Source organism: Achromobacter arsenitoxydans SY8 (genome assembly GCF_000236785.1).
In the GTDB taxonomy this organism is placed as follows: Bacteria; Pseudomonadota; Gammaproteobacteria; order Burkholderiales; family Burkholderiaceae_B; genus Achromobacter; species Achromobacter arsenitoxydans.
In genome coordinates this window covers 35,574-58,897 of sequence record NZ_AGUF01000034.1, presented here as the reverse complement: position 1 = coordinate 58,897, position 23,324 = coordinate 35,574, and the positions used below count along the sequence as shown (strand labels likewise).

At 57.7% G+C, this 23,324-nt stretch carries 15 protein-coding genes; 13 read left to right on the top strand and 2 right to left on the bottom strand.

Going from position 1 to position 23,324, the window contains the following annotated elements; translation table 11 throughout:
• The first annotated feature begins 9 nt into the window (after positions 1 to 9).
• The 13 genes from KYC_RS08080 (at position 10) to KYC_RS08020 (ending at position 17,846) form a co-directional block, all read left to right on the top strand.
• Positions 10 to 1,059 carry a glycosyltransferase family 2 protein gene (locus tag KYC_RS08080; RefSeq protein WP_238531900.1) on the top strand — a complete coding sequence of 350 codons (1,050 nt, stop codon included), beginning with the start codon at positions 10 to 12 and terminating at the stop codon, positions 1,057 to 1,059.
• An 8-nt stretch (positions 1,060 to 1,067) separates the two neighbouring features.
• Complete coding sequence (rfbD, locus tag KYC_RS08075) at positions 1,068 to 1,964, top strand: dTDP-4-dehydrorhamnose reductase (protein ID WP_043517880.1); 897 nt, start codon at positions 1,068 to 1,070, stop codon at positions 1,962 to 1,964.
• Entirely contained in the window at positions 1,961 to 2,842 is an 882-nt protein-coding gene (gene rfbA / locus KYC_RS08070; RefSeq protein WP_008160793.1) for a glucose-1-phosphate thymidylyltransferase RfbA, read from the top strand. Before rfbD ends, rfbA begins: the two co-directional genes overlap by 4 nt.
• Positions 2,842 to 3,387 (top strand): dTDP-4-dehydrorhamnose 3,5-epimerase, encoded by a 546-nt coding sequence (gene rfbC / locus KYC_RS08065; protein ID WP_008160791.1) that lies wholly within the window; start codon positions 2,842 to 2,844, stop codon positions 3,385 to 3,387. Before rfbA ends, rfbC begins: the two co-directional genes overlap by 1 nt.
• A gap of 10 nt (positions 3,388 to 3,397) precedes the next feature.
• The gene (locus KYC_RS08060) at positions 3,398 to 4,417 is read left to right on the top strand and encodes a glycosyltransferase family 2 protein (protein WP_008160790.1); all 1,020 of its coding nucleotides are present in this window, start codon (positions 3,398 to 3,400) and stop codon (positions 4,415 to 4,417) included.
• Positions 4,414 to 5,676, top strand: a complete 1,263-nt coding sequence (locus KYC_RS08055; RefSeq protein ID WP_008160789.1) for a glycosyltransferase family 4 protein — start codon at positions 4,414 to 4,416, stop codon at positions 5,674 to 5,676. The genes KYC_RS08060 and KYC_RS08055 overlap by 4 nt, the downstream gene beginning before the upstream one ends.
• On the top strand, positions 5,673 to 6,620 hold the full coding sequence (locus tag KYC_RS08050) for an NAD-dependent epimerase/dehydratase family protein (protein WP_008160788.1): 948 nt from the start codon (positions 5,673 to 5,675) through the stop codon (positions 6,618 to 6,620). Before KYC_RS08055 ends, KYC_RS08050 begins: the two co-directional genes overlap by 4 nt.
• 1 nt (position 6,621) lies before the next feature.
• On the top strand, positions 6,622 to 7,689 hold the full coding sequence (locus KYC_RS08045) for a rhamnan synthesis F family protein (RefSeq protein WP_008160787.1): 1,068 nt from the start codon (positions 6,622 to 6,624) through the stop codon (positions 7,687 to 7,689).
• A 70-nt stretch (positions 7,690 to 7,759) separates the two neighbouring features.
• Positions 7,760 to 8,560, top strand: a complete 801-nt coding sequence (locus KYC_RS08040; protein ID WP_043517879.1) for an ABC transporter permease — start codon at positions 7,760 to 7,762, stop codon at positions 8,558 to 8,560.
• A 28-nt stretch (positions 8,561 to 8,588) separates the two neighbouring features.
• On the top strand, positions 8,589 to 9,341 hold the full coding sequence (locus KYC_RS08035) for an ABC transporter ATP-binding protein (protein ID WP_008160785.1): 753 nt from the start codon (positions 8,589 to 8,591) through the stop codon (positions 9,339 to 9,341).
• Positions 9,342 to 9,434: 93 nt separating this feature from the next.
• Positions 9,435 to 11,033: a hypothetical protein gene (locus tag KYC_RS08030; RefSeq protein ID WP_008160784.1), complete on the top strand. Its 1,599-nt coding sequence runs from the start codon at positions 9,435 to 9,437 to the stop codon at positions 11,031 to 11,033.
• 186 nt (positions 11,034 to 11,219) lie between these two features.
• Complete coding sequence (locus KYC_RS28375; RefSeq protein ID WP_008160783.1) at positions 11,220 to 15,758, top strand: rhamnan synthesis F family protein; 4,539 nt, start codon at positions 11,220 to 11,222, stop codon at positions 15,756 to 15,758.
• 246 nt (positions 15,759 to 16,004) lie between these two features.
• The gene (locus tag KYC_RS08020; RefSeq protein WP_139026502.1) at positions 16,005 to 17,846 is read left to right on the top strand and encodes an ArnT family glycosyltransferase; all 1,842 of its coding nucleotides are present in this window, start codon (positions 16,005 to 16,007) and stop codon (positions 17,844 to 17,846) included.
• A 38-nt stretch (positions 17,847 to 17,884) separates the two neighbouring features.
• Here KYC_RS08020 and KYC_RS08015 read toward each other — a convergent pair whose 3' ends face one another.
• Together KYC_RS08015 and KYC_RS08010 are read right to left on the bottom strand one after the other, a co-directional pair.
• Complete coding sequence (locus KYC_RS08015) at positions 17,885 to 20,614, bottom strand: acyltransferase family protein (protein WP_081478004.1); 2,730 nt, start codon at positions 20,612 to 20,614, stop codon at positions 17,885 to 17,887.
• 139 nt (positions 20,615 to 20,753) lie between these two features.
• Positions 20,754 to 23,114 carry a hypothetical protein gene (locus tag KYC_RS08010; RefSeq protein ID WP_139026501.1) on the bottom strand — a complete coding sequence of 787 codons (2,361 nt, stop codon included), beginning with the start codon at positions 23,112 to 23,114 and terminating at the stop codon, positions 20,754 to 20,756.
• Positions 23,115 to 23,324: the final 210 nt, after the last annotated feature.

Here is a 23,324-nt window from a genome sequence, read left to right as displayed (position 1 = left end):
CCGAAAGGCATGCGCTCCAGCCGGAGCGCTGCCTTCCGCGATCATGATTGCTTCTCCAATGCATCAGCGGTGCCCACTAGCAGAGCATCGAGCAACCGCTTTTTTCTGCAACCGAGCTTTTTCGCGGACGGCACGATGAGGCACAACGTTGCCATCCTTCTCTGCACCTATCAAGGCGCCCAGTATCTTCCGGAACAGCTTGATTCCTTCGCAGCGCAAACCCATGCGGCATGGAGCGTCTGCGTTTCGGACGACGGTTCCAAAGACGCCACGCATGAGATCCTGAGATCCTATCGACAGAATTGGGGTCCAGATCGCTTGTTTGTGCGGGCCGGGCCGCGCAAGGGCTTTGCCGCCAATTTCATGTCGCTTATCTGCTGCGACGAAGTCGCGGCGGATTACTACGCGATGTCCGACCAGGATGATATCTGGCATGCGGACAAGCTGGAGCGCGCCGTGCGATGGTTGAAGACGGTGCCCCAGGACGTTCCAGCGCTATATTGCACACGTACGGAACTGGTCGACGAAAGCGGCAATGGACTGGGTTACTCGCCGCTGTTCACGCGCCCCCCATCGTTCGGCAACGCCTTGGTGCAAAACGTCGCAGGAGGCAATACCATGGTTTTCAACAATGCCGCGCGCGACTTATTGAGAACCGCGGGCGCCAACGTGAAGGTAGTCGCGCACGACTGGTGGGTCTATATCGTGGTCAGCGCCTGCGGCGGCAAAGTGTTTTACGACCCGGCGCCGTCCCTGCTCTATCGGCAACACTCTGAAAACCTGATCGGAGCCAATGCGGGCATGCGCGCACGCCTGCATCGGATCAACAAGCTGTTCCAAGGTCACCTGAAGTTATGGACGGATCAGCACATTGTCGCGATGCAACCGGTGCTTTCCAGCTTGTCTGCAGAAAGTCTGTCCATTTTCAATCGCTTCACGGCAGCTCGACAGCGTAGTTTGATTCCTCGCGTCCTCGGAATCTGGCGTTCCGGAATTTATCGACAGACTCGATTGGGCAATCTCGGCTTGTTGGTCGCAGCGATATTCAATCGAATATAAAGGCCTTTATGAAAATCCTTCTTTTGGGCAAGAACGGCCAGGTCGGCAACGAATTGCAGCGCACCTTGCTGCCGCTAGGCGATCTGGTGGCGCTGGATCGCGCCACGGCCGACCTCGAAAAGCCCGAGACCTTGTCCGCCGTATTGAAATCATATTCGCCCGACATTATCGTGAACGCCGCCGCCTACACGGCGGTCGACAAAGCGGAAACCAATCGGGAGGCGGCGCAGGCCGTCAACGCGGACGCGGTTGCAGTAATCGCCGAATATGCCAAGGCGCGGGATGCGCTGCTGGTGCATTACTCGACCGACTACGTTTTCGACGGCTCCAAGACCTCGCCTTACGAACCCGCCGACGCAACCAATCCCCTGAGCGTTTACGGCTCTTCGAAGCGCCAGGGCGAAGAGGCCATCGTGGCCAGCGGTTGCCGCTTCCTGATCTTCCGCACGAGCTGGGTGTTCTCCGCGCACGGCGGCAATTTCGTCAAGACCATCCTGCGCCTGGCCAAGGAACGCGAGACGCTGAATATTGTCGCCGACCAGCATGGCGCCCCCACGTCGGCAGAACTGATCGCCGACGTGACGGCGCTGGCCATTGCCGGCCATCGCCAGGGTCTGTGCAAGAGCGGCATCTATCACCTGACTGCCGCAGGCCACACCACCTGGCATGGCCTCGCCTGTCACATCGTGAACCGCGCCAGCGCGAACGGCGTGGCGCTCAAAGCGGCCGTGGAGCGTATCCAGCCGATACCCACGGACGCGTATCCCCTGCCCGCGCCCCGTCCCAAGAATTCGCGCCTGGACACTTCCTCGCTCAGCACCGCGCTGCAGCTGCAGTTTCCCGATTGGACTGTCCACGTGAACCGCACCGTGGACCAACTGACCACACTGGAGCATTCCGCATGAAACGCAAAGGCATTATTCTCGCCGGAGGCTCCGGCACCCGGCTGCATCCGGCAACGTTGGCGATCAGCAAGCAACTGCTGCCGGTCTACGACAAGCCGATGATCTACTACCCGCTCAGCACCCTGATGCTGGCTGGCATTCAGGACATCCTGATTATTTCGACGCCGCAGGACACCCCGCGATTTCAACAATTGCTGGGCACTGGCGAACAGTGGGGACTTAACCTGCAATATGCTGTTCAGCCGTCCCCGGATGGCTTGGCGCAAGCTTTCATTATCGGAGAGTCGTTCCTGGGCAACTCGCCGTCGGCGCTGGTGCTGGGCGACAACATCTATTACGGCCACGACTTCGCCAGCCTGCTGGGCAACGCCAACAAACGCACCGCGGGCGCCAGCGTTTTTGCGTATCACGTGCACGATCCGGAACGTTATGGGGTGGCGGAATTCGACGCCGACGGTAAAGTGCTGTCGCTGGAAGAAAAGCCGAAGGCGCCCAAATCGAATTACGCTGTGACCGGTTTGTACTTCTATGACCAACAGGTCGTCGATATCGCCAAGCAAATCAAGCCGTCGCCGCGCGGAGAGCTCGAGATAACCGACGTGAATCGGGCTTACCTCGAACAAGGCAGCCTCTCTGTCGAGATCATGGGCCGCGGCTACGCGTGGCTGGATACCGGCACGCATGAGTCCCTGCTTGAAGCCAGCCAGTTCATCTCCACGCTGGAAAACCGCCAGGGCCTGAAGGTCGCCTGCCCCGAAGAAATCGCCTATCGCCAGCAGTGGATTTCCGGCGATCAACTCCAGGCGCTTGCCGCACCGCTGTCCAAGAACAACTACGGCAAATATCTGCAACGCCTGCTGACCGAGAAGGTGTATTGATGAAGGCCACTCCGTTAGCCATTCCCGACGTAGTTCTTTTCGAACCCAAAGTTTTCGGCGACGATCGGGGTTTCTTCTTCGAGAGCTTCAATCATCGGGTATTCACCCAAGCGATCGGGCGCGAAGTTGAGTTCGTCCAGGACAACCACTCCAAATCCGTGCGCGGCGTGCTGCGCGGCATCCATTACCAGATCCAACAGGCTCAGGGCAAGTTGGTCCGCGTCACCCAGGGCAAGGTGTTCGACGTTGCGGTGGATCTGCGGAAATCCTCTCCTACCTTCGGCAAATGGGTAGGGGCTGAGCTCAGCGCCGAGAACAAGCATCAACTGTGGGTGCCCCCAGGATTCGGACACGGCTTCGTGGTGCTCAGCGACACCGCGGAATTTCTGTACAAGACCACCGACTATTACGCTCCCGAACATGAGCGCTGCATTATCTGGAATGACCCCGCGCTAGCGATCGACTGGCAACTGGAGGTCGATCCCAAATTGTCAGCCAAAGACGCCCAGGGCAAGTCGTTGGCGGAATCGAGCGTCTACCCTTGACAGAGGCCGAATGGACTCCTTGAATTCGACAAATGCCGTAAAGGCTTCGGTAGTTATCCCGACCAAGAACCCGGGCCAGATTTTCCGCCGCGTCCTGCCGATGGTGTGTGCGCAGAAGACGGATTTTCCATTTGACGTGCTGGTTGTCGACTCGGGATCGAAGGATGGGACCGTCGAATTCGTCCGATCCTTCGCGGACCCCCGCGTCCGCCTCCATGAAATCGCACCGACAGAATTCGGCCACGGCAAAACCCGCAACCTGGGCGTATCGCTCACCCGGGGCGAATATGCCGTCCTGATTACGCACGACGCCCTGCCGGCCGATGAAAACTGGCTGAAATCAATGGTTGAGGCGGCCGAGGCCGATTCTCAGATTGCGGGCGTGTTCGGCCGCCATCTGGCTTATCCCGATGCCAGTCCCTACACCAAGCGCGACCTGGAACGGCATTTCATCAATTTCACCGTCGAGCCTGTGGTTTGGATTCAGGATCGCGCGCAATACGACAACGATCCCGGCCTGCGGCAACGCTTGCATTTCTTCTCAGACAACAACGCGTTGATCCGCCGCAGCGTCTGGGAGAAGCTGCCTTATCCGGATGTGGATTTCGCTGAAGATCAAATCTGGGCGGAAGAAGCCCTGAAGGCGGGCTGGAAGAAGGCATACGCCCATGACGGGGTTGTGTATCACTCGCACGACTTCGAGAATATCGAGAAGCTGCAACGCAGCTTCGACGAGTCCTATGCGTTGTACAGACTATTCGGATATGTGCTGACGCCAAACTTCAAGCACATGATTCTGTCGTGGCTGGCACAGACACGCAATGATTGGCGTTACGCACGCGAAAGCGGTATGTGGCGGTCGCACTTCGGCCTGACGCTGAATACCCCCGTGCATAATCTGATGCGATCAATGGGACATTACCTGGGCTCGCGCGCGGAGCGTTTACCGCTGCGTTTGCGCCATTGGTTGTCTCGAGACCGCCGCATGCTGCGAGGTCTGCCCACCTCCAAGAAGAAACTAGAACAATGAATATTCATACCTTTGCGCGCCGCGCCCGTACCGCCATACGGTATGGCCGAGAGCACGGCCCGATCGCCCTGCTGCAGCTGATCAGGCAGATGCTCAGGAAACAGGCGATATTCGCCAAGTCGGACATCGTCAACGGTTATGGCTTCATCCGTGAGCAGCGGATCGGCCAGCCGATCGACGCGCAGGGTGTTGCACCCCAGACCATCAACTGGTTCATCCCGCCAGTGGGCCGCGGCTCCGGCGGCCACCTGAATATTTTCCGATTCGTGCGTTTCCTCGAACAACAGGGATTCGACTGCCGCATCGTGGTTTCCGGAGACTTCCCTGGCCTCACCGGCGAGACGGTGGAAAGCGAAATCCGGTCCTGGTTCTTTCCGCTCAAGGCACGGGCCTACGTGGGCAGTAAAAACGCCCCGCCTGCCCACATCACGATCGCCACCGCCTGGCAAACCGCTTATGACGTGCGTAATTTCCAGTCCACGGTGCACAAGTGCTATTTCGTGCAGGACTTTGAACCCTGGTTCTACGCCAGCGGCTCCGCCAGCAGCTTTGCGGAAGAAACCTACCGTTTCGGCTTCGTCGGCATAACGGCCGGCACATGGCTGGCGGAAATGCTGGCGGCTCAGTATGGGATGACGACACATGCGCTGAGCTTCTCCTATGATCGTGAGCTCTACCGCCCCCTGGCGCGCAAAGATCCCGAAAAACGCCGCGTGTTCTTCTACGCGAGGCCCAACACCCCGCGCCGCTCCTTTGAATTGGGAATGCTGGTGCTGGACGAAGTCGCGCGACGCCTTCCTGGCACCACCATCGCCTTTGCCGGCGCGGACCTGTCCGGATTTGAAATTCCGTTCGAACACACAGACCATGGCATCATGGATCTGCACGAGTTGCCCGAACTCTACAGCCAATGCGATGTTGCGCTGGTCCTGTCTTTTTCGAATCTTTCCTTGCTTCCGCTGGAACTCATGGCATGCGGCGTTCCGGTAGTAAGCAACCGGGCGCCCTATACGGAATGGCTGCTGACAGACGAGAATTCGAGGCTCGAGCCGCCCACCCTGCCCGCCTTGGCCGACGCCATCTGCCATTTGCTCTCCAACCCTGAAGACGCGGAGAAACTGCGTCAGGCCGGCTTGAAGACGGCACACGGAACGGACTGGGAAGTCGAGGGACGCCGCCTCGGCGCAGCCTTGCGCTCGCTCGATCCCACCGCCCGCGCCCCAAGCGCCGCAGCCTCCGACGTGTCTGGAACAATATGAGCAACATGCAAAACATGCGCTGCGTCGTTTTAGGCGCCGGAGGGTTTCTCGGCACCAACCTGTGCCGACGCTTGGTGTCAGAGGTGGCGTCGTTGCGTGCATTCGGGCGCCGGCAATCGTTTCCAGAAGCGCTGCGCGGCATTGAATGGATGCCCGGAGATTTCGCCGATCCCACCAGCATCGCGGCTGCGATTTCCGGATGCGATACGGTTTTTCATCTGGTTAACGCCACCACACCGGCAAGCGCGAATATCGACAAGCTCGCGGACCTCCAGGCCAATGTGGCCAGTACGCTGCGCATGCTTGAAGCGTGCCGCGAAGAGGGGGTCAAACGGGTCATCTTCGTGTCCTCCGGAGGCACCATCTACGGTGTTCCGCAAGAGGTGCCCACGCCGGAAACGGCCCCCACCTCCCCTATCACTGCCTACGGCATCTCCAAGCTTTCAATCGAAAAATACCTGGGGTTGTTCGAATATCTCCACGGCCTGGAATACCGGGCGCTGCGTGTCGCCAATCCCTTTGGCCCTTACCAGTTGGCGCTCAAGAACCAGGGCGTGGTGGCAGCCTTCATGAGGCAGAGCGTCGCCGATCACCCCATCCAGCTATGGGGCGATGGCACCAGCGTGCGCGACTACATTTATGTGGACGACGTGGTGGACGCATTGTGCATGGCTTCAACGCATCAGGGCCCCTCCCGGATCTTCAACATCGGCAGCGGCGAAGGTCGCAGCCTGTTGCAGATCATTCGCGCCATCGAAGTGGAATCGGGCAAGGCGCTCACCGTGCACGTATCTCCTAGCCGCAGCGTTGACATTCCGAAGAGCATCCTCGATACGCGACTGGCTCACGAGGAACTCGGATGGTCGCCCAAGGTCGGATTCGAGGCCGGAATCCATCGCACCTGGCGTTGGATCCTGTCGCAAGAAGGTTGCGGGGAAATCTGACATGAAGAAAATTCTTCGTGCCACCGGACGTGCAAAAGCGCTGGTGGAACAGCAAGGCGGTTTGCTGACCGCCATCGGCAGTGCGACGCGTATCCTGTGCAATGAAGGTTGGCCAGGCATCCGAAAGCGTCTTTCCAGCCCGGTGCAGCCCGTTGCGGCGCCCCTGGCTGGCCATGCCTGGAACAGACCGGCCGACGAAGACGATTTCGCGTTCGAGCTGCCCTTCGCCCACACCTCGCCGCGCGACGGGCGGCGTGCCTGCGCCATCGTTCATGCGTTCTACCCTGAACTTTGCCCGGACGTGCGCCGCTACCTGGAAAATGTGCCCGGCCAGCTGGACGTGTACATCTCCACGACAAGCGAAGAAAAGCGCGATGAAATCCTCAAGGTCTTCAGCGGCTACGCGAAAGGCAGCATCGAGGTTCGGGTCTTCGAAAATCGCGGCCGCGATATCGCCCCCAAGCTGGTGGGCTTTCGAGATGTCTATGCTCGCTACGACATCGCCCTGAGCCTGCACACTAAGAAATCCCCCCACGCCGGGGCGGCACTCGAAAACTGGCGTGAGTATCTGTACGAACATCTGCTTGGGTCGCCGGAAATCGTGGCGTCGATTTTCGATCTGCTCGCGCGTGATCGTGTTGGCATGGTGTTCCCCCAGCACTTCTTCTTCCTGCGGAACATCCTGGGCTGGGGCGCGAACTTTGCCACCTGCAGGGCGCTGCTAGCGCGAATGAACATCGCCATTGACGAAAACGTCATGCTGGAATGCCCCTCGGGTTCGATGTTCTGGTGCCGTACAGACGCCCTGACCAAGCTCCTTGATCTGGATCTTCAGTTCAAGGATTTCGACGACGAGGCCGGTCAGATCGACGGCACCCTGGCGCACGCAATTGAACGCGCGTTCCTTTATGTAGTCGAAGCAGGTGGCTACCGTTGGGCCAAAGTGGCGCTTCGTGAGCGCTACCCGCTGCCCGACACCCTGATTCCCATCGGCAGCCCCGAAGACGTCGAACTGGAGATGCACCGCGTCTACAGGCCGTTGCTCGCCCCCGGCTCGCCGCACACATAAGCGTGTCACCTCGCTGCGGTAAGCTGCGGTGATCCCGAGCTAATGATCGCAGTAACTTTATTCTTGAAACATGGCTAATACTTCAATATCAGGCGCACTGATAGATCTGTCTTCCGCTTTGCGCCGGTCCACTCTGATCGCCACTCTCGGGTGGCAGGACGTCCGACAGCGCTACCGCCGCTCTGCGCTGGGTCCCTTCTGGCTCACCATCAGCATGGGCGTAATGATCGGCACGATCGGCTTGGTGTTTGGTCAAATATTCAAATCGCCGATGGAGGAATTCCTGCCCTTCCTGGCGTCCGGCCTGATTCTCTGGTCTTTCATCTCCGCCGTTATCACCGAAGGCTGTTCCAGCTTCATCGCTGCCGAAGCGGTGATCAAGCAACTGCCCATTCCGCTGTCCGTACATGTCTTCCGTCAGCTTTGGCGCAATCTGATCATCCTGGCCCACAATATTGTCATCCTTCCGCTGGTGATGCTCTCCGTCGGCAAGGCGCCCAGCCTGGCGATGTTCCTCGCCATCCCTGGTCTATTGATCGTGTTGCTGAACCTGGTGTGGCTATGCATTTTTCTGGGCATCATCTGCACGCGTTTTCGCGATATTCCGCAGATCATTTCCAGCCTTTTGCAGGTGATTTTCTACCTGACACCGATCATGTGGCTTCCCAGCCTGTTGCCCCAACGCGCGGGCACGTACATGCTGGACTTCAATCCATTCTTCCATTTTCTGGAAATCGTTCGCGCCCCGTTATTGGGGCAACTGCCGTCGATGGAGAATTGGCTGGTGTCCTGCGGCATTGCTGTGGTGGGCTGGATTGCAACCATTCTGCTGTTCGCGCGCTATCGGCGCCGTATCGCATATTGGTTGTAAGGTAATAACACGCTAGGTACCACGAATTATGGCTTCCATCGTTTTCGACAACGTGTCGGTCGACTTTCCCATTTACAGCGCCAACGCGCGTTCGCTCAAAAAACGCCTGTTCCAGGTCGCCACGGGCGGCCAAATCGGCACCGACGCCGCCGGACGGCTGAACGTGCGTGCGCTCGATAATCTGTCTCTGACTTTCAAGGATGGCGACCGGGTCGGTCTCCTGGGTCATAACGGCGCCGGAAAAAGCACGCTACTGCGCCTGCTAAGCGGGGTTTACGAGCCTTCATCCGGACATGCCAGCATAAAGGGTGAAATTGGTTCGCTGATAGATATCGGCTTTGGCATCGACGGAGAAGCCACTGGCCGGGAGAATATCTATCTGCGCGGCGCGCTTCTGGGGCTGACCCGCCCCCAGATCCAGGACAAGCTGGAGGAAATCATCAATTTCTCTGAACTGGGTGATTTCATAGATATGCCGGTCCGCACGTACTCCGCCGGGATGCACCTGCGGCTTGCGTTTGCTGTCTCCACGGTAATCCGGCCTGAAATCCTGCTCATGGACGAATGGCTTTCGGTGGGTGACGAGAGCTTCAAGGCGCGTGCTGAAAAGCGCCTGACCGACTTGGTCGCTTCCACAAATATCCTGGTGATCGCCAGCCATTCGCGAGAACTAGTTTGTCACACCTGCAACCGCGTCATTTGGCTGGAGCACGGTAAGATCAAAATGGATGGATCGGCCACCGAAGTGACTAACGCGTATTTCGGCCCTCCGCACCACTAACATCAGTCGGGCGAACGGCTGGGCGTTCGAAAAGGCAGGACGCCATCCGAACTTTCGGGCAGTCATGAAGTCGGCTGTTCCACAAGTGAACCCATGCGCCCGACCACACTCGCCCTCTGCGGTACGTTTGACTCCTTGACGTGTGGCGACGCACTTGCGTCGCTCATCATCGAAGCAAATTTGCGGAAAAGGCTGAAAGACCTATCGCTGATACGCTACGCCAGCAGCGCCCGCACATCTGATAGCTGGCTGTACGAAGTGCGGGCTCTCGACGACTTCGAACGCGACCTGCCCACACTCTCGGGCGTGCTGGTAGGCGATCTTGAAGCGTTAAATTTCTCTCCGGTCGAATCTCCGGACGCGCCTTCCCGCATCGGCGTCGGCGCCCCTGCCGACAGTTGGCTCGCCACCGCATTGGCGGCAGCCGGCAGTGGTATCCCGGTATGCTGGAACAGCGCCGCCTTGCGCAATACACCCGCCTGGGCGCACCCCATGTTGACACTCGCGCTGGATCTAAGCCGTTATGTATCTGCGCGTGACGCCGATGTGGTCGACGAATTGCGTAGCGCCGGATTCATCGGTGATGCGCCCATCGTTCCGTCCGTGCTCTACGACATTCCCCGGCTGGTGCCCGGAAAAATGGACGGCGGCGCCCGCCCTCCCGCCGTTCAGGCATGGTTGCAGGCGGCAGGCGCCACGGACGATTATGTCGTCGTACAGGATCATGACGGCCTGCGCGCGTTACTGCCTGGCCTGACGAAAACCCTGGCGCTGCGCGGCGTCTCCCTGGTCAGCCTGCCTCTGCCCGAAGCCGCCTCCCGCCTCGAGCCGCTCCTCCAGGCGGCGGATCCCGCGCCCTTGGCTCCCGAGGAAATCGCAGCGCTTATCGGCCACAGCGCGGGCATCGTTGCCGTCGATGAATCCCTGGTCACGATAGGACTTGCGTATGGAATACCCGCCTTAATGCCCGCAGGCTGTCAATGCGTCCATGCTCCATTCGCGCCTGACGAAGTGGTGGCAGGCCAGCCCGACGCCTCCCTTCCTGAAGCATTTCTCGAGCGGCTGGGCAAATTCAGCCTATGCGCCACGGCCAGGAACGCACGAAGCATTCTTGACGTGCATTGGAACAACCTGGCGGCGCACTTTGGACAAGAAGCCCTTTCTAAGCCGCCTAGCTCCACGCCCCCCTATCAGACATGGACCCGCATGCTGCTCGCCAGCCAAGCGCAGAACCAAAGAATGGAAGCTGCCGCTCGCGCCTCCACCTTGGTCGAAACGGAACAACGGCTACGCGCGGAATTGGCGGCGGCCACCACGGACCTGCAGCGCGAGCGCACGCTACGGCAGCAGGAAGCCGAGCTGCACCAGATCTGGCGTGCCGCGGCGGGAGACAGGCATGCGGAAACCGAATCGGAACGTCAACGACTACACGCCATGAAACGAAGCTTCGATGCGGCGCTTGCCGCGTTGACCCTGGAAAAGGCCTCGCTGCGGCACAGTGCTGACACCATGCTGGAAACCCTGCGCAAGACAACACAAGCGCTGCGCATACGGGATAGCGAAATCAGGGCAAGAGAAGGCGAAATCAGGGCAAGGGAAGGCGAAATTCAGGAAATCCGGTCCTCGCTGTCGTGGCGTGTTACAGAACCCCTGCGCACGGCGAAAGACACCTTGCTGGCTCGTCGGCGGTAAATCTCGCGCGGCATCTGCGTCACGCCTGCAAATTGCGGGCGTGACGCGCTTTGCACGGCGATATTGTTTATGTAATTTCGAATTACAATTCCCGACCATCAGGCGCGTTACACCGACATTTCGGTATTCTCCGCGCATGCTGATCAAGAATGCGTATTGACGGGCATGGCCGGCAAGCAACTATAAATGAACACTCCATCCACATACCATATTGCAATTTCCGGCACATTCGACGTTGAAAACTATGGCGATTTGATGTTCCCGATCATGGCGGAGCACGAACTCAGCCGACGACTCGGCTCTGTGCATCTGACCCGTTATTCTTATCTGGAAAAAGTCGCGAACAGCTGGCCCTATGATGTCACGCCGTTAAGCCGACTCAATTCGGAAATCTCGAATCATTCGGGCTTGCTGATCGGAGGCGGACACCTGATCCGTTTCGATAAGGATGTGGCAAAGGGCTATTATCCGTCCGATGGTGAGACGCATCATCCGACCGGCTATTGGCTGACGCCGGCGCTAGCGGCCGCCAATGCTGCGGTCCCCGTGTACTGGAATGGGCCGAGCGCCTCGCTGGATACCCCTGCCTGGGGCGCCCCCTTGCTCAGGGCAGCACTGTCCCTGAGCGAATACGTGGCGGTCAGAGATGAACCCACGGCCTCCGAACTGCGCAAAGTTGGCTATTCGGGACAATGTTCGATCATCCCGGACACGGTTTTTGGACTGCCCGGCCTGTTGCCGCTTGACGACGCCCGTAAACGCGCCGCGCCTCTGCTCGAACAGGCGGGCATTACCGGTCCGTACATCGTCGTGCAGGCCAAATCCGAGCTTGCCAACATCGCGCAAACGCTTGCGGCCAATCCCGAAACTCAACATCTGCAGATTCTGGTGGTGTCGATTGGCCCTATATTGGGCGAGCACCCCTCATTGATCACCGATGCCGTTCCCACCGCGAAATCCCTGGATTTCTGGCCGGCTCCGCTGGACATTGCGGCACTTATCGCCGCCAGCGCCGGCACGGTGGCAATAAGCCTGCACCTGACGATCACGTCGCTATGCTACGGCTTGCCCGTCCTGCGCTACTCCCGCTACCGCCTGACCAAATACGAAGTCATCGAAGCGTCAAAGAACGTTTTCCTGCATCCGGGCGGCACTGAAGCCATCCCCGAGAATTTCATCGCCCATCTGACCCACCGCAGGCCGTGCGCGATCGCCCAACAGGCCAAGAGCGTGCTGGATGCCCACTGGGAGCAAATCGCGCGCTCGCTGAGCGGCGAGCGGCGCCAGAGGCAAAGTAATTTCTTCAGAGTCTGGAATGCGGCGCTGGCTCAGTCAGAGGAACTGGCGCAGCAAACCCTGCAGGCCGAGTCGGCCTCGAAAACTGAGATCACCGCGTTGAGAGACGCTTTGGCCTCCCAGGATCAAGCACTGGGTGCGCTGATCCAGGAACGAGATCAAGTACTGAATGCGCTGTCGCAGGAACGAGATCAAGCACTGAAGGCGCTGTCCCAGGAACGGGATCAAGCATTGAATGCGCTGTCCCAGGAACGGGATCAAGCGCTCAATGCGCACGTCCTGGACCGGGATCAACTGCGGCAAGCGCTCACTGAGGAACGAGATCAAGCACTGAAGGCGCTGTCCCAAGAACGGGATCAAGCGCTGAACGCGCTAACCAGGGAGCGGGATCAAGCGCTCAAAGCGCACGTCCTGGATCGGGATCAACTGCGGCAAGCGCTCAACGCGTTGACCAGGGAGCGGGATCAACTACAGAGCGCGCTGACCGAAGAACGCAAGCAGGGACTTCAATCTTTTGAGCTCCAGGCGGCTCGGCATGCCGAATTGGAAGCACAGGCTGCCCAAGCCGCGCACGGCCACAGTATCGAAGTCCATGCGTTGCGCCTCGAACAAGCGAGGCTCGAGCAAGCACTCGGGGAAACGCGCCAGGTGGTTGCAGAGCGGGAGGCTCGCATCCTGGCCATGCTGGGCTCTCGTTCCTGGCGTCTCATGCGGCCGCTGCGCATGGGCACGTCTGCCGTTCGCAAAATCAAGAATCGGGTATTTTCCCGACACCGCCGGCCATTGGCCGAAGCCACGCAGGTAGCATCCAGCGCACCGCTCATGCTGGAAGCGCCGGCGACCGTAGAACTTGAGGAGGGACATACGCCCCCCCCTGCCGTTGAATTGGCCGAAGGTACGGACGCCTGCGCGGTCACCACGGTGCCGGATGCCGGGGTCGACGAGCAGGTCAACGAACCGGTTAGCGAGCAAATTAACGAGCCGGTCGACGAGCAACTCGATGAAGTACTCGATGAACTACTCGGCGAGCCGGCCGAACAGGTCGCGGAGGACGAGTTCCGGGAGGAGTTTGACGAGGCCTTCTACGTAGAAAGCTATCCCGACGTCGCGGCATCGGGTATGGATCCCTACAGGCACTATATCGAACACGGCAAGGCCGAACAGCGCCTGCCAGTTCCTCCTCCGCTGAAGCTCAACGAAAATCTCGACGCCACGCGCGCCGGGCAGGACTATGTTCTGGTGGTCTGCCACGATGCCACGCGGACGGGCGCCCCCATTCTGGGTTGGAACATCAGCAGGGAGTTAAGCCGCCGCTACAACGTGGTTGCCCTTTTGCTGGGTGACGGCGACATCATGGAGCCCTTCCTGAACGACTGCGCAGCGGTCGCTGGCCCGTACGACAAGTCCGCCAGAACGCCGAAGGCCATGGGCCGAACCATCGCCGACCTGAACGAACGATTCAAGTTCGCGTTCGCCATCGTTAACAGCATTGCGTCCCGCTCGGTGCTGCGCCCATTGGCGGAACAGTACGTACCATCGGTGCTGTTGATCCACGAATTCAGTAAGTTCCACTGCTATCCGGACGAAATCGTCGATACGCTGGGTTGGGCGGGCGAAGTGGTTTTCCCGGCCAAAATCGTGCAGAACAATGCCGTACTGGAGCGCACGCTGCCGGCCATCCGTCGTTCGCACATCGTGCCTCAGGGCAAATCCGTGATTCCCATGCCCCACGCAGAGGAAAGCCCAGCCTCGCAGCAAAAGACTGAACGCGAACGCCAGGACTTGATCAGGCAGGTTCTGCCGGACGGAAATGCCCAGGAAAAGCCATTTATCGTCCTGGGCGCAGGCTCGATCGAATACCGCAAAGGCGTGGACCTCTTCATCGCAGCTGCCGCGAAGTTGAAACGGATGGCGCCCGAGCGCAAGATCCTCATGGTCTGGGTAGGCCGTACCTATGACGTACCCGAGCATGTTCAATATCGCGCGTTCCTGGAGGATCAGATCCAAACCTCTGACCTGAAGGATCGTCTGATCATCTTGGACGAAACGCCGCATCTGGATGCGCTGTACCAGTTGGCCGACCTGTTCTTTGTTTCTGCGCGGCTGGATCCCTTGCCCAACGTGGCGATCGACGCGATGACCTCAGGCACGCCGCTAATCTGCTTTGAAGGTGGTACTGGCGTTGCGGAAATCCTGTCCGCCCACGATGCGCTCAAGGACTATGCCTTGCCCTACCTCAACGTCCAGGCCGCGGCACAAGCCATATTGGATTTGAGCGGCTCGCCGGACACGCATCAAAGGGTTTCCCTGACCTGCAAATTCATCGCGTCCGAGACTTTCGACTTGCCGCGATACGTGCAGAAGCTGGAATCGCTTGCGCTTGGGGCCACCACGGCCACGTATCAGCGCAGAGCCGACGAGGTAGCCTTGGCCGACAGCGCCTTCGTCCCCGCTTTCTATCACGCGCCACGTTCCCCTGAGCCCGCCGAACAGGCTCTGCGGACATATCTGAAACAAAGTCAGAGCCGGATCTACATCCGTAAGCCGGCCCCCGGTTTCAATCCCGCCAGCTATGCCGAACATGCCGGCCTGACGGCATTCGACCCCGATCCTCTCCTGCATTGGCAACAAGCAGGCAGGCCGCAAGGGCCGTGGCAGGAAGACGTTCTGGAGCTGGCGCATGCGGACATCGAACCTGCCGCGAACCTGCGGATCGGCGTCCACATTCATGCCTACTATCCCGACTTGCTAGCGTCGATACTGGACCGGATGGAGCTCAACAAGCTCGAATGTGATTACCTGATCAGCGTACCCAATGCGGCGGCAGCCGAAGAAGTGGCGAGCGTTCTCGCCACGCGGGCATACGAGCAGCGCTGCCTCGTGCGAATCACCACGAATCGCGGACGGGACATAGGTCCTTTCTTCACTGAATTTGCCGAAGAATTGGCCGCCTACGACGTCATCGGGCACTTTCATACAAAGAAGAGCCCCCACGTCACACTGTCCAATCTCGTGCCCGATTGGATCGAGTTCCTTCTGGAAAACATGATTGGCGGAAAGTTTCCGTCAGCCGATGCCATCATTACGGCCTTTTCGAAAGACCAGAAGCTGGGCTTGGTCTTCGCCGACGACCCCCATCTCATTGGCTGGGACAAGAACCGGGAATTCGCCGAAACCCTCGCGAAAAACATGGGCATGGAGCCGCTTTCTGACGGATTCTTCCCCTTCCCTGTCGGCACCATGTTCTGGGCCCGTCCGCAAGCCCTGGCTCCGATATTCGACCAGAAACTCGGATGGGACGATTATCCGAAGGAGCCGGTCCCAATTGATGGAACGATGTTGCACGCTCTGGAGCGGCTCCTTCCCAGTGCGGCGCGACATGTCGGCTACACGCATCTTGCAACGTACGCCGAAGGCATAAACCGCTGACGGCCGCCGGCAGGGATTTAGCGGCGATATCGCGGCTCGCTGAATCTCTGCCCCGCACCCGACAGGGGCGGATTCCACCACTACGCCCACTCAGGGCAAATTCGAAACTCGATACGCTTCGGCTCATTGATCCTGGATCAGCCCGAGAGTTTCAGATGGAAGCACGATATGCAGCGCGCTAGGACACTCTCCAGAATTGGGCACGCACTTCTGGTCGCATTGGCAGTGGCGGTGATAGGGGGCTCGTTGGCTCTCACCGTGACATACGCAGGACAGCCGCCCCTTGATTTATTTTCTTTTCGTCAGACACAAACCGCTATTACTGCGTACTGGTTTGCACAGGATGGATTCAAGCTCGCCTACGAAACCCCTGTAGGCGGGGCGCCTTGGTCTATCCCCTTTGAATTTCCAATTTATCAGGGGATCGTCGCACTAGTCGCGCGGATGACAGGCGGCAATCTCGATTTTATTGGACGATTGACCAGCTTCGGGTTTCTGTTGCTTTGCCTTTGGCCCGGGCGTGCAATCACCAGGCGCCTCCAATTGCCCACGCCTGTATTTTGGATCTTTGCCGCGCTGCTGTTTTCATCCCCGATGTACCTGTACTGGGGACGGGCATTCATGATCGAAACAGCAGCGCTTTGGTTTACGGTCATGTCTGTGATGTACTTCCTGGACATAATATATGACCGGCCAACCGCGGCGAGATCAATACTATTCGTCCTGTTTTCCTGCCTCGCGCTGCTTCAAAAGGTGACCACAGGCCTGCCCATACTGTTTTTTATGTCGTTGACCTATGCGGTGCTCCAGTTTCGCGAAGCCGGATCACTAGGCAAGGTGGCGACCATGCGCAGGATGACTGTCTTCGCAGGCTATTTTGTGCTGCCTGTGATGGTCGCCGCGGCCTGGGTCTTCTACACAGATTATGTCAAGTTGCAGAACGCCATGGGAGCCATGCTCACCTCAAGCCAGGTCAGCAAATGGAACTGGGGGACGCTTGATCAGCGCCTGTCGCTGGAACTTCTGCAAAAGGTGCTGTTGCAGCAGATGCTTCCCGATGTCGGCTCTTACCTGGCCGCCGGACTTCTGCTTTCTCCGTTTATCTTTCGCTCTAATGCGAAGGCTAAACGAATAGTCCTTGCATCCGTTGTATGTGGATTGGCTCCGATCTACATCTTCACGAATCTGCATTGGATGCACAGTTATTACCAAACTGCGCTCGGAATTTTCCTGATATTTGGCGTCGCGACAGCGCTCGGCGCGGTCGTTCTTCAGCGATTCGGCCTGACCGCATGCCTGGCACTGACTTTCGCCGTAGTGAGCTGGAATCTATACGGGTTCTCCGTGCGCTACCTTCCCTTCCTCCAGCAGGAATTTACCGCCAGCACCCGGGAAGTGGCTTTGGGAAGGTCCTTGCATCGGGAAATACCCCCAGAGGGTCAGTTTATTGCCTTTGGGAACGACTGGAGTTCCAGCTTTTCCTATATGGCAGGCCGTAAGTCATTCACAGTTCCCCCCTGGTTCAAACCCATGGACCAGGTGATTGCGGCGCCAGACAAATTCCTGGATCCGGGCAGATTCTCGGGTGTAGTGTGGTGCCCGAACGATTACGCCAATCAGGATGAAATTTTCAAGCTATCACGGGAAAGAAACTGGAAAATCAGCGGCATTTCAGGATGTCTGCTGGCTACTCCCGAACGTAAACCACCGGCCTTTCCGGCAGAGGCCGCCAGTTGCCTTGGATCAATTGATGGTGTCACAACCGTTCGCGTCGGTAGCAACACCGTCCTTTCCGTTCTTGGCTGGGCGGCCGATCCCCAACGGCGCAGTGCAGAAGGGAGGGTCTTCGTCCGCATGGAAGACGGAACGAACACGCCCATCGTTGTGGAGGCCATGCGCGTGGCCCGCCCCGATGTGACGGTTGCGATGGGCTTGCCTGAAGAAAACGACCTGGGGTTCTCTCGACTCATCCAACCCATACCGCCAGATGGACGGTACACCATCACGGTGTTGCAGGACGTTGGCCCAAACCTTCCTGCATGCACCATTCGCACGACTGTCGAGTTAATAGCCAAAGGGCAACGGTGAACGTGCCAGGCAACGCCTCGGCCCAACTCGGTGAAGCTTCAAGATCTAGGCAACTTGCAGAACTGACCCGAAATATAGGCATACGCTGAAGCATTCTGCGCGGGTTGGGTGGTAAAACCGGTCCAGCCCGCGTTCTTCGGATTTCCCCGAATCGCTCCTGTCACATCAGGACGCGCCTCACCGGTCACGCCGTATCCAATCGTTCGACCGGACTCGTCAGCAATGACGATGAGCATTTCCGTCGATCTGACCGGATTTTCCGTTGCCCAGCCTTTCAATACCGGACCTACCTCATCCGCTCCAACGGAGTCGAAGGCGCCCAAGCATAGGGCGTCATTACGCTTGGCCGGGTCATACGTCAACTCTCCTGCGTCTTTGAGCCAACCCTTTCCATACAGGGCAACATTGTTCTTCTCGGCATACGTTGCCAAATCGGAAAAATGGCGATGTGCTGCCGCAGGAAAGAGCAATGCATCCAATTTCGGGCGATCCGCCCCGATCTTGTGCGCAAGAATAGCCAGCTTGTGCTTGTACAAATGAGAGTTGTCGCCTGCGGTGTGCACCTGAAATGGGGCAATTGCCGCCGCAAGCGCAATCGAGCCCGCGACCGCCAGGAACTGTGTAGTCCGACTGCGCGCTACGTCAAAAGCCAGCAACGAAATCATGAGCCAGCCCAACAGGGACCCCGTGGTGTAGCGGCTGACTAAAGCGCCTTCCGGGCCATAGTACGCGCGTCCAACCATTGCCGCCAACGCCGATAACACCACAAAACCGTACCCTCCGATCAGGAAAGCGCGATACGCCGTAATGCTGTTAGATCTGTACAGACGAAGGACCAGCCAGGACGCCAACCCAAAGGTCGCTGCGCCAATAATGAAGCAAAGCACCACGCCGTTATTCGTCAACGCGCCTACAGGATTGCCAAGGAAGACAAAGAAAAACTTCGCGAACGCCATGGCAAGCATAACCACCGGCATCTCGGGGTGGACGGCAGGCGGAACGGAATAATCTATGAAGTACACCCCCCACATTACGGCCCACGTGGCTGCGATATAGACCATTTCGCGGATCGGCCGACGGCAGATAACCGCCAGGGCAAAGAGCGTCGGAAATGTCATCAATCCGTTGCCCATGGAGAATTCCGCCAGTATCGCGAATACCAAGGACAGGAAGAGCGGTTTGCCCCGTGGCTCATCGAACTTTGAAAACTGTGCCACAGACAAGAGGGCGAACATATACGCCGAGAGCACCGTCGTTTCAAAGCCCCAGCGCAAAATTTCTTCTTGCACCCACGAGAAGAGAAGCGCCAGCGTCAGGCCAATGACCCACCCATTAGGCGCCTTATTCGTGCTGCCCTGGTAATACCGGCGCCACACCACAATCGCCATTACCGCGATCAATGCCAATTCAGCGATATACAGAAATATGTGCTGGCCGCCGAACACATAGATGTCCAGCCAAAACAGAACCCGAGACGTAACGATCCGGTGTTCCATATGATTGACCCACCATCCGCCGAGCCAACCGCTATTGATATTGCGATAAAACCCTATATAGCCATCCCATTCATCCCACCACGGCACTGGCGAGTAGTAATGAAACACACCGAAAAACGTACTGGCAACGACAGCCAGCCCAAGAACGGCGGCCAAGATTGATAGCACCCGCGTGCTCGTATCAATAGCCGGGGAATTTTCCTTCACGTACAGCATTGCGCGCAGCGCCTCGGTTATCTTGAGTACGGGCCCATAAAGCAACTTGGCCGCGACGAAACTCAAAAAAGTCACAATTCCAAAGAGTACGTAGACCTCAACCGCTGTCAGGGTGGCCGCATTGAATCGCGGCAGCAGCACGTAGATGATCTGGTGATGCACGAGAAAGGCCAGGAACGAGTACTTAGCTGCCGTTTCGGTCGCATTGATAAAGCCTGCGGGCAAGCTGGACCGTTCCGCAGCGTAAGACAGGAAGCAAAACACTGCGATGCCCAACACGATTCCGTATACCTGCATCGGTATTGGCGGATACCAGAATGCAAACACGGCCAAGCAAATAATCGAAACCCAGAACGCGATTCCGTGGAACCTGGACACATAACGCAAAAAGCACAGTCCAAATAAAAACTCGGGCAGTCTTATCAGCGGATTGCGATTTTCACCAAGGACAAATATTTGGGAATAATAGTGGCGCAACACCAAAAACAGAGCAATTACAAGAACCCAAGTCAGAATCGGACGCTCCAGCACGCCTCGACGGAGCACCGGAAACAACAAATACAGAACGATAATAAATCCGATGAACCATTCGCCGATAAGATAATAATTCAGGTCGCGATAGAAAGTCAGGCCATCGAATCCGGTAAGGGTAAGAAGAAACTTCCAATGCTGGGAATCCCCGACCCACGCTCCGCGCAGCAAGAACAATACGCAGCCAACAACAACATAGGCCAGCCAATACGATGGGAAAATTGCGAGAATTCGCTTCTTGTAGAACTCAACCGCGGAGAACCGGCTTGAAGAGCTCGTCATCAATGCCACACCGGAAATCATTATGAAGAGCGTGACCCCGAGATCTCCGATTGCCTGATGAAATATGACGAGTCCGGGAATTACCTTCGCAGCCGGGGATTGCTCCAGCAGCTGAATATTGAAGTGGTACAAGATGATCATAAGAATCGAGATGACTCTTATGAAATCCAGAAAGAACAATCTATTAGAGTTCAAGCTTCCAGCTTGAACTCTCGCATTCGAATCAGGAACAGACTGCCCCATTGCACTCCCCAGAAATTTTGCGTGCAATCATAACAAACCAGATTTCCACTGTACGGCACTGGATGCTTCTTCTAATCGGTTTACATCCGGACTTGAGGAGTATTCAGAAAACGGCAACATCCTCAAATGATGCAGGACTCTAATTAACCAAGATCGGCCCACCCAACTCTGCGCAAGAAAATACCTTCCCGTCGACAACCGATACCAGCGAGATCTTCTTCGTGCCTCGGAATTCAGACATATCCAAGGTCAATGTAAATCCAGCCTCCGACAATGCCGGCCGCTTTAGAGCGGCAGCGACATCGGGACGTTTCATCGCTTTTGCCTTGTAGTAATTGGTCGAGCCATCCGGAAGTTCGACGACAGCCCACGGTTGCGCGCCAAGTTCATCATCTTGGCGGTTAGGAGCCATCCATCCTTGAAGCTGCAATACTCCATTAGGATTCGCAATCCCGCTGCCCGGCCGATAGGGTGCGCCATTGACGCTGTCGATCATGCATTGCGCTGATCCCAATTCTGCTTGAGGCAAATCAGCCCATGGCGGCCGGTCTTCCGGCGCCCCGAAAAGCAATGCCCTTGCAGATTTTTGAGGAACGATGCTTATCGGCGTAAGCTTGATCAAGAAGTTGTCTTGCCACAGCCTTTCACCACTAGTGGTTATCCGAACAGATTTCACGTTATTACCAAGATCTGCCCCCGCAGCCAGGCTGACAAAATCGGAAGGCTCGGTCAGATAAGGTGAAACAATGAATCCCGCTTCCGCGATCTTCGGAATCAGCCTCTTCTTCAACGATGTGCCATTCCCAAGCGTTATCTCTATCTCAACTGGGGGCAATCGGAAGAGTGTACTGACTACTTTTCCAAGAAAGGTGGGCTTAATCTCCGCCTGCAACCAAACCGGCTGGCGGGGGTTCAAGTCGATCCACTCGCCAAATCCTCGCCGCATTTCGATTCGGTTTTCGGCGTCCAGTTTGGCCGTGCGCGGTCCTTCCCGCTTTTTGAGCAGCACATACGGCGGCTCCAAAGCGGACACCGAATAGGTCGAAAGCAGTTCGAGCACACTGCCCGAATCGTCCTGCGCCGGAAGGCGCCCGTCAATCGGGGCGAAGGAGAACAGTACGGAATCGGGTGCGGCGGACGACCTTAGATGCTCCACGTTCTTTGAATCGAGGATCGGGTCGTAGGCTGCGTAACTTTGCGGAATGGGCCTGCCGGACCAGATTAGATCATTCGCGAAGAGGGCTGATAGTTCATTGGGATACAGGTCAACAGCGCCGCGTAATGGAGGCAACGGGTGAGCAGCGCGAATCTTCGAGACGGCTGAATCGTATTGCTCAATTAACGCTTCGGGTTTGGAGGTCCGAATCTTTATACCCTTATACGTCCGCTCCCAGTTGGCCAAGACTTTTTCCGCGAAGAATTCCGCATCGAGATTGACTACGCTGGATCCGACGGCGAACCAAGTCAGCGTCATTGCGATCCATAGTCCGGCAATTACTGAGATCTTTTTTACGTATAAGGAAGCGCCGTACGCCAGAAGCAACAAAACGCCCAGCGCCATGAAGACATGATCGTCCTGACGGACGAATCCGGCCTTGAAACTGATGAATGCTGTGAGCGCCAGCGCCAAGCACGCAAGCACGGCTCCACGACCGAAAGCCCGCCTGAGCGCAAATGCAAATGCTCCGCAAACAAGCAGCACAAGCAGCAAGAAATAGACGATGGCGCTGGAGCTGCCTTCACGGGACATCGCATCCGTATAGCTGGAAACAACCGGACCTTGAGCCATGAAAAATTCAGGCAAGTCCGCCAGGGCTTGCCCGGAGAATGCCCAGGATCCTGCAGTTCCCGCCAGCAGCAGCGCCGCGAAAGCAACTGCCAAGCGCACATTGCTTGTCACAAGCGCGATAAACGTCAGTGCGCCTATAGGAAGCACCACTGCGGAGAAACTACCTTTGACGATGGGGCCGATCCCCATGGCCAATGTCGCCACTGCCAGCCCCACGAGCACGGATGGCGTGAGGTTCAGACGATAGGGGTCTCGGGCAAACCGCGTCGTTCGCAATGCCGCAAGCAGCAAAAAGAAAGGCAGTACCAGGAAGAACGCATCGCGCAAGATGAACAGGCTGACTAGAACCGGCAACATGATCGCGCACCACTGGCGCTGTCTCGGGGCGCTCAGATGAATCGCGAACACAAAGCCCGCGGCATACAGCGCGCTGGCCCACATCATCATGTGGTCGGTAAATGGACTGTACACGGTCGAATAAACAGATCCGAGCGGCCCGAACGTAAATATCAAATCACGCCCGAACACATAGCCGTTCTCTACCGCCATATTCAGCGCATACCGCCACGAGGGATCCAATCCGTCGCGCGGCATTAGCGGTCCAAGCGGGATGAATAGCAGTCCAGTCAGCAGAAGGGCCAGAGGGACAAGCAAACGTTGAATCAACGATGAGGCATCGGAACGCCTGCCGGGCCGAGCGTAGGATTGCATTACATTCATTCTCGATTTAAACAATCAGCCAAGCGACGAAGCAAACCACAGCTTCATTGAGTTCCAACCGGCCGCTCTCCCTGGCGGCACCGAAGATCTGTACCGCGGGGCTCATTCTGATTAACGGTTGCGCCTTGGAATCGGCCGTCTTGATGCGGGACAGAAAGCGCCCGAATTCGGATGTGCGCAACCGCGTTCAGCACGGTAGAC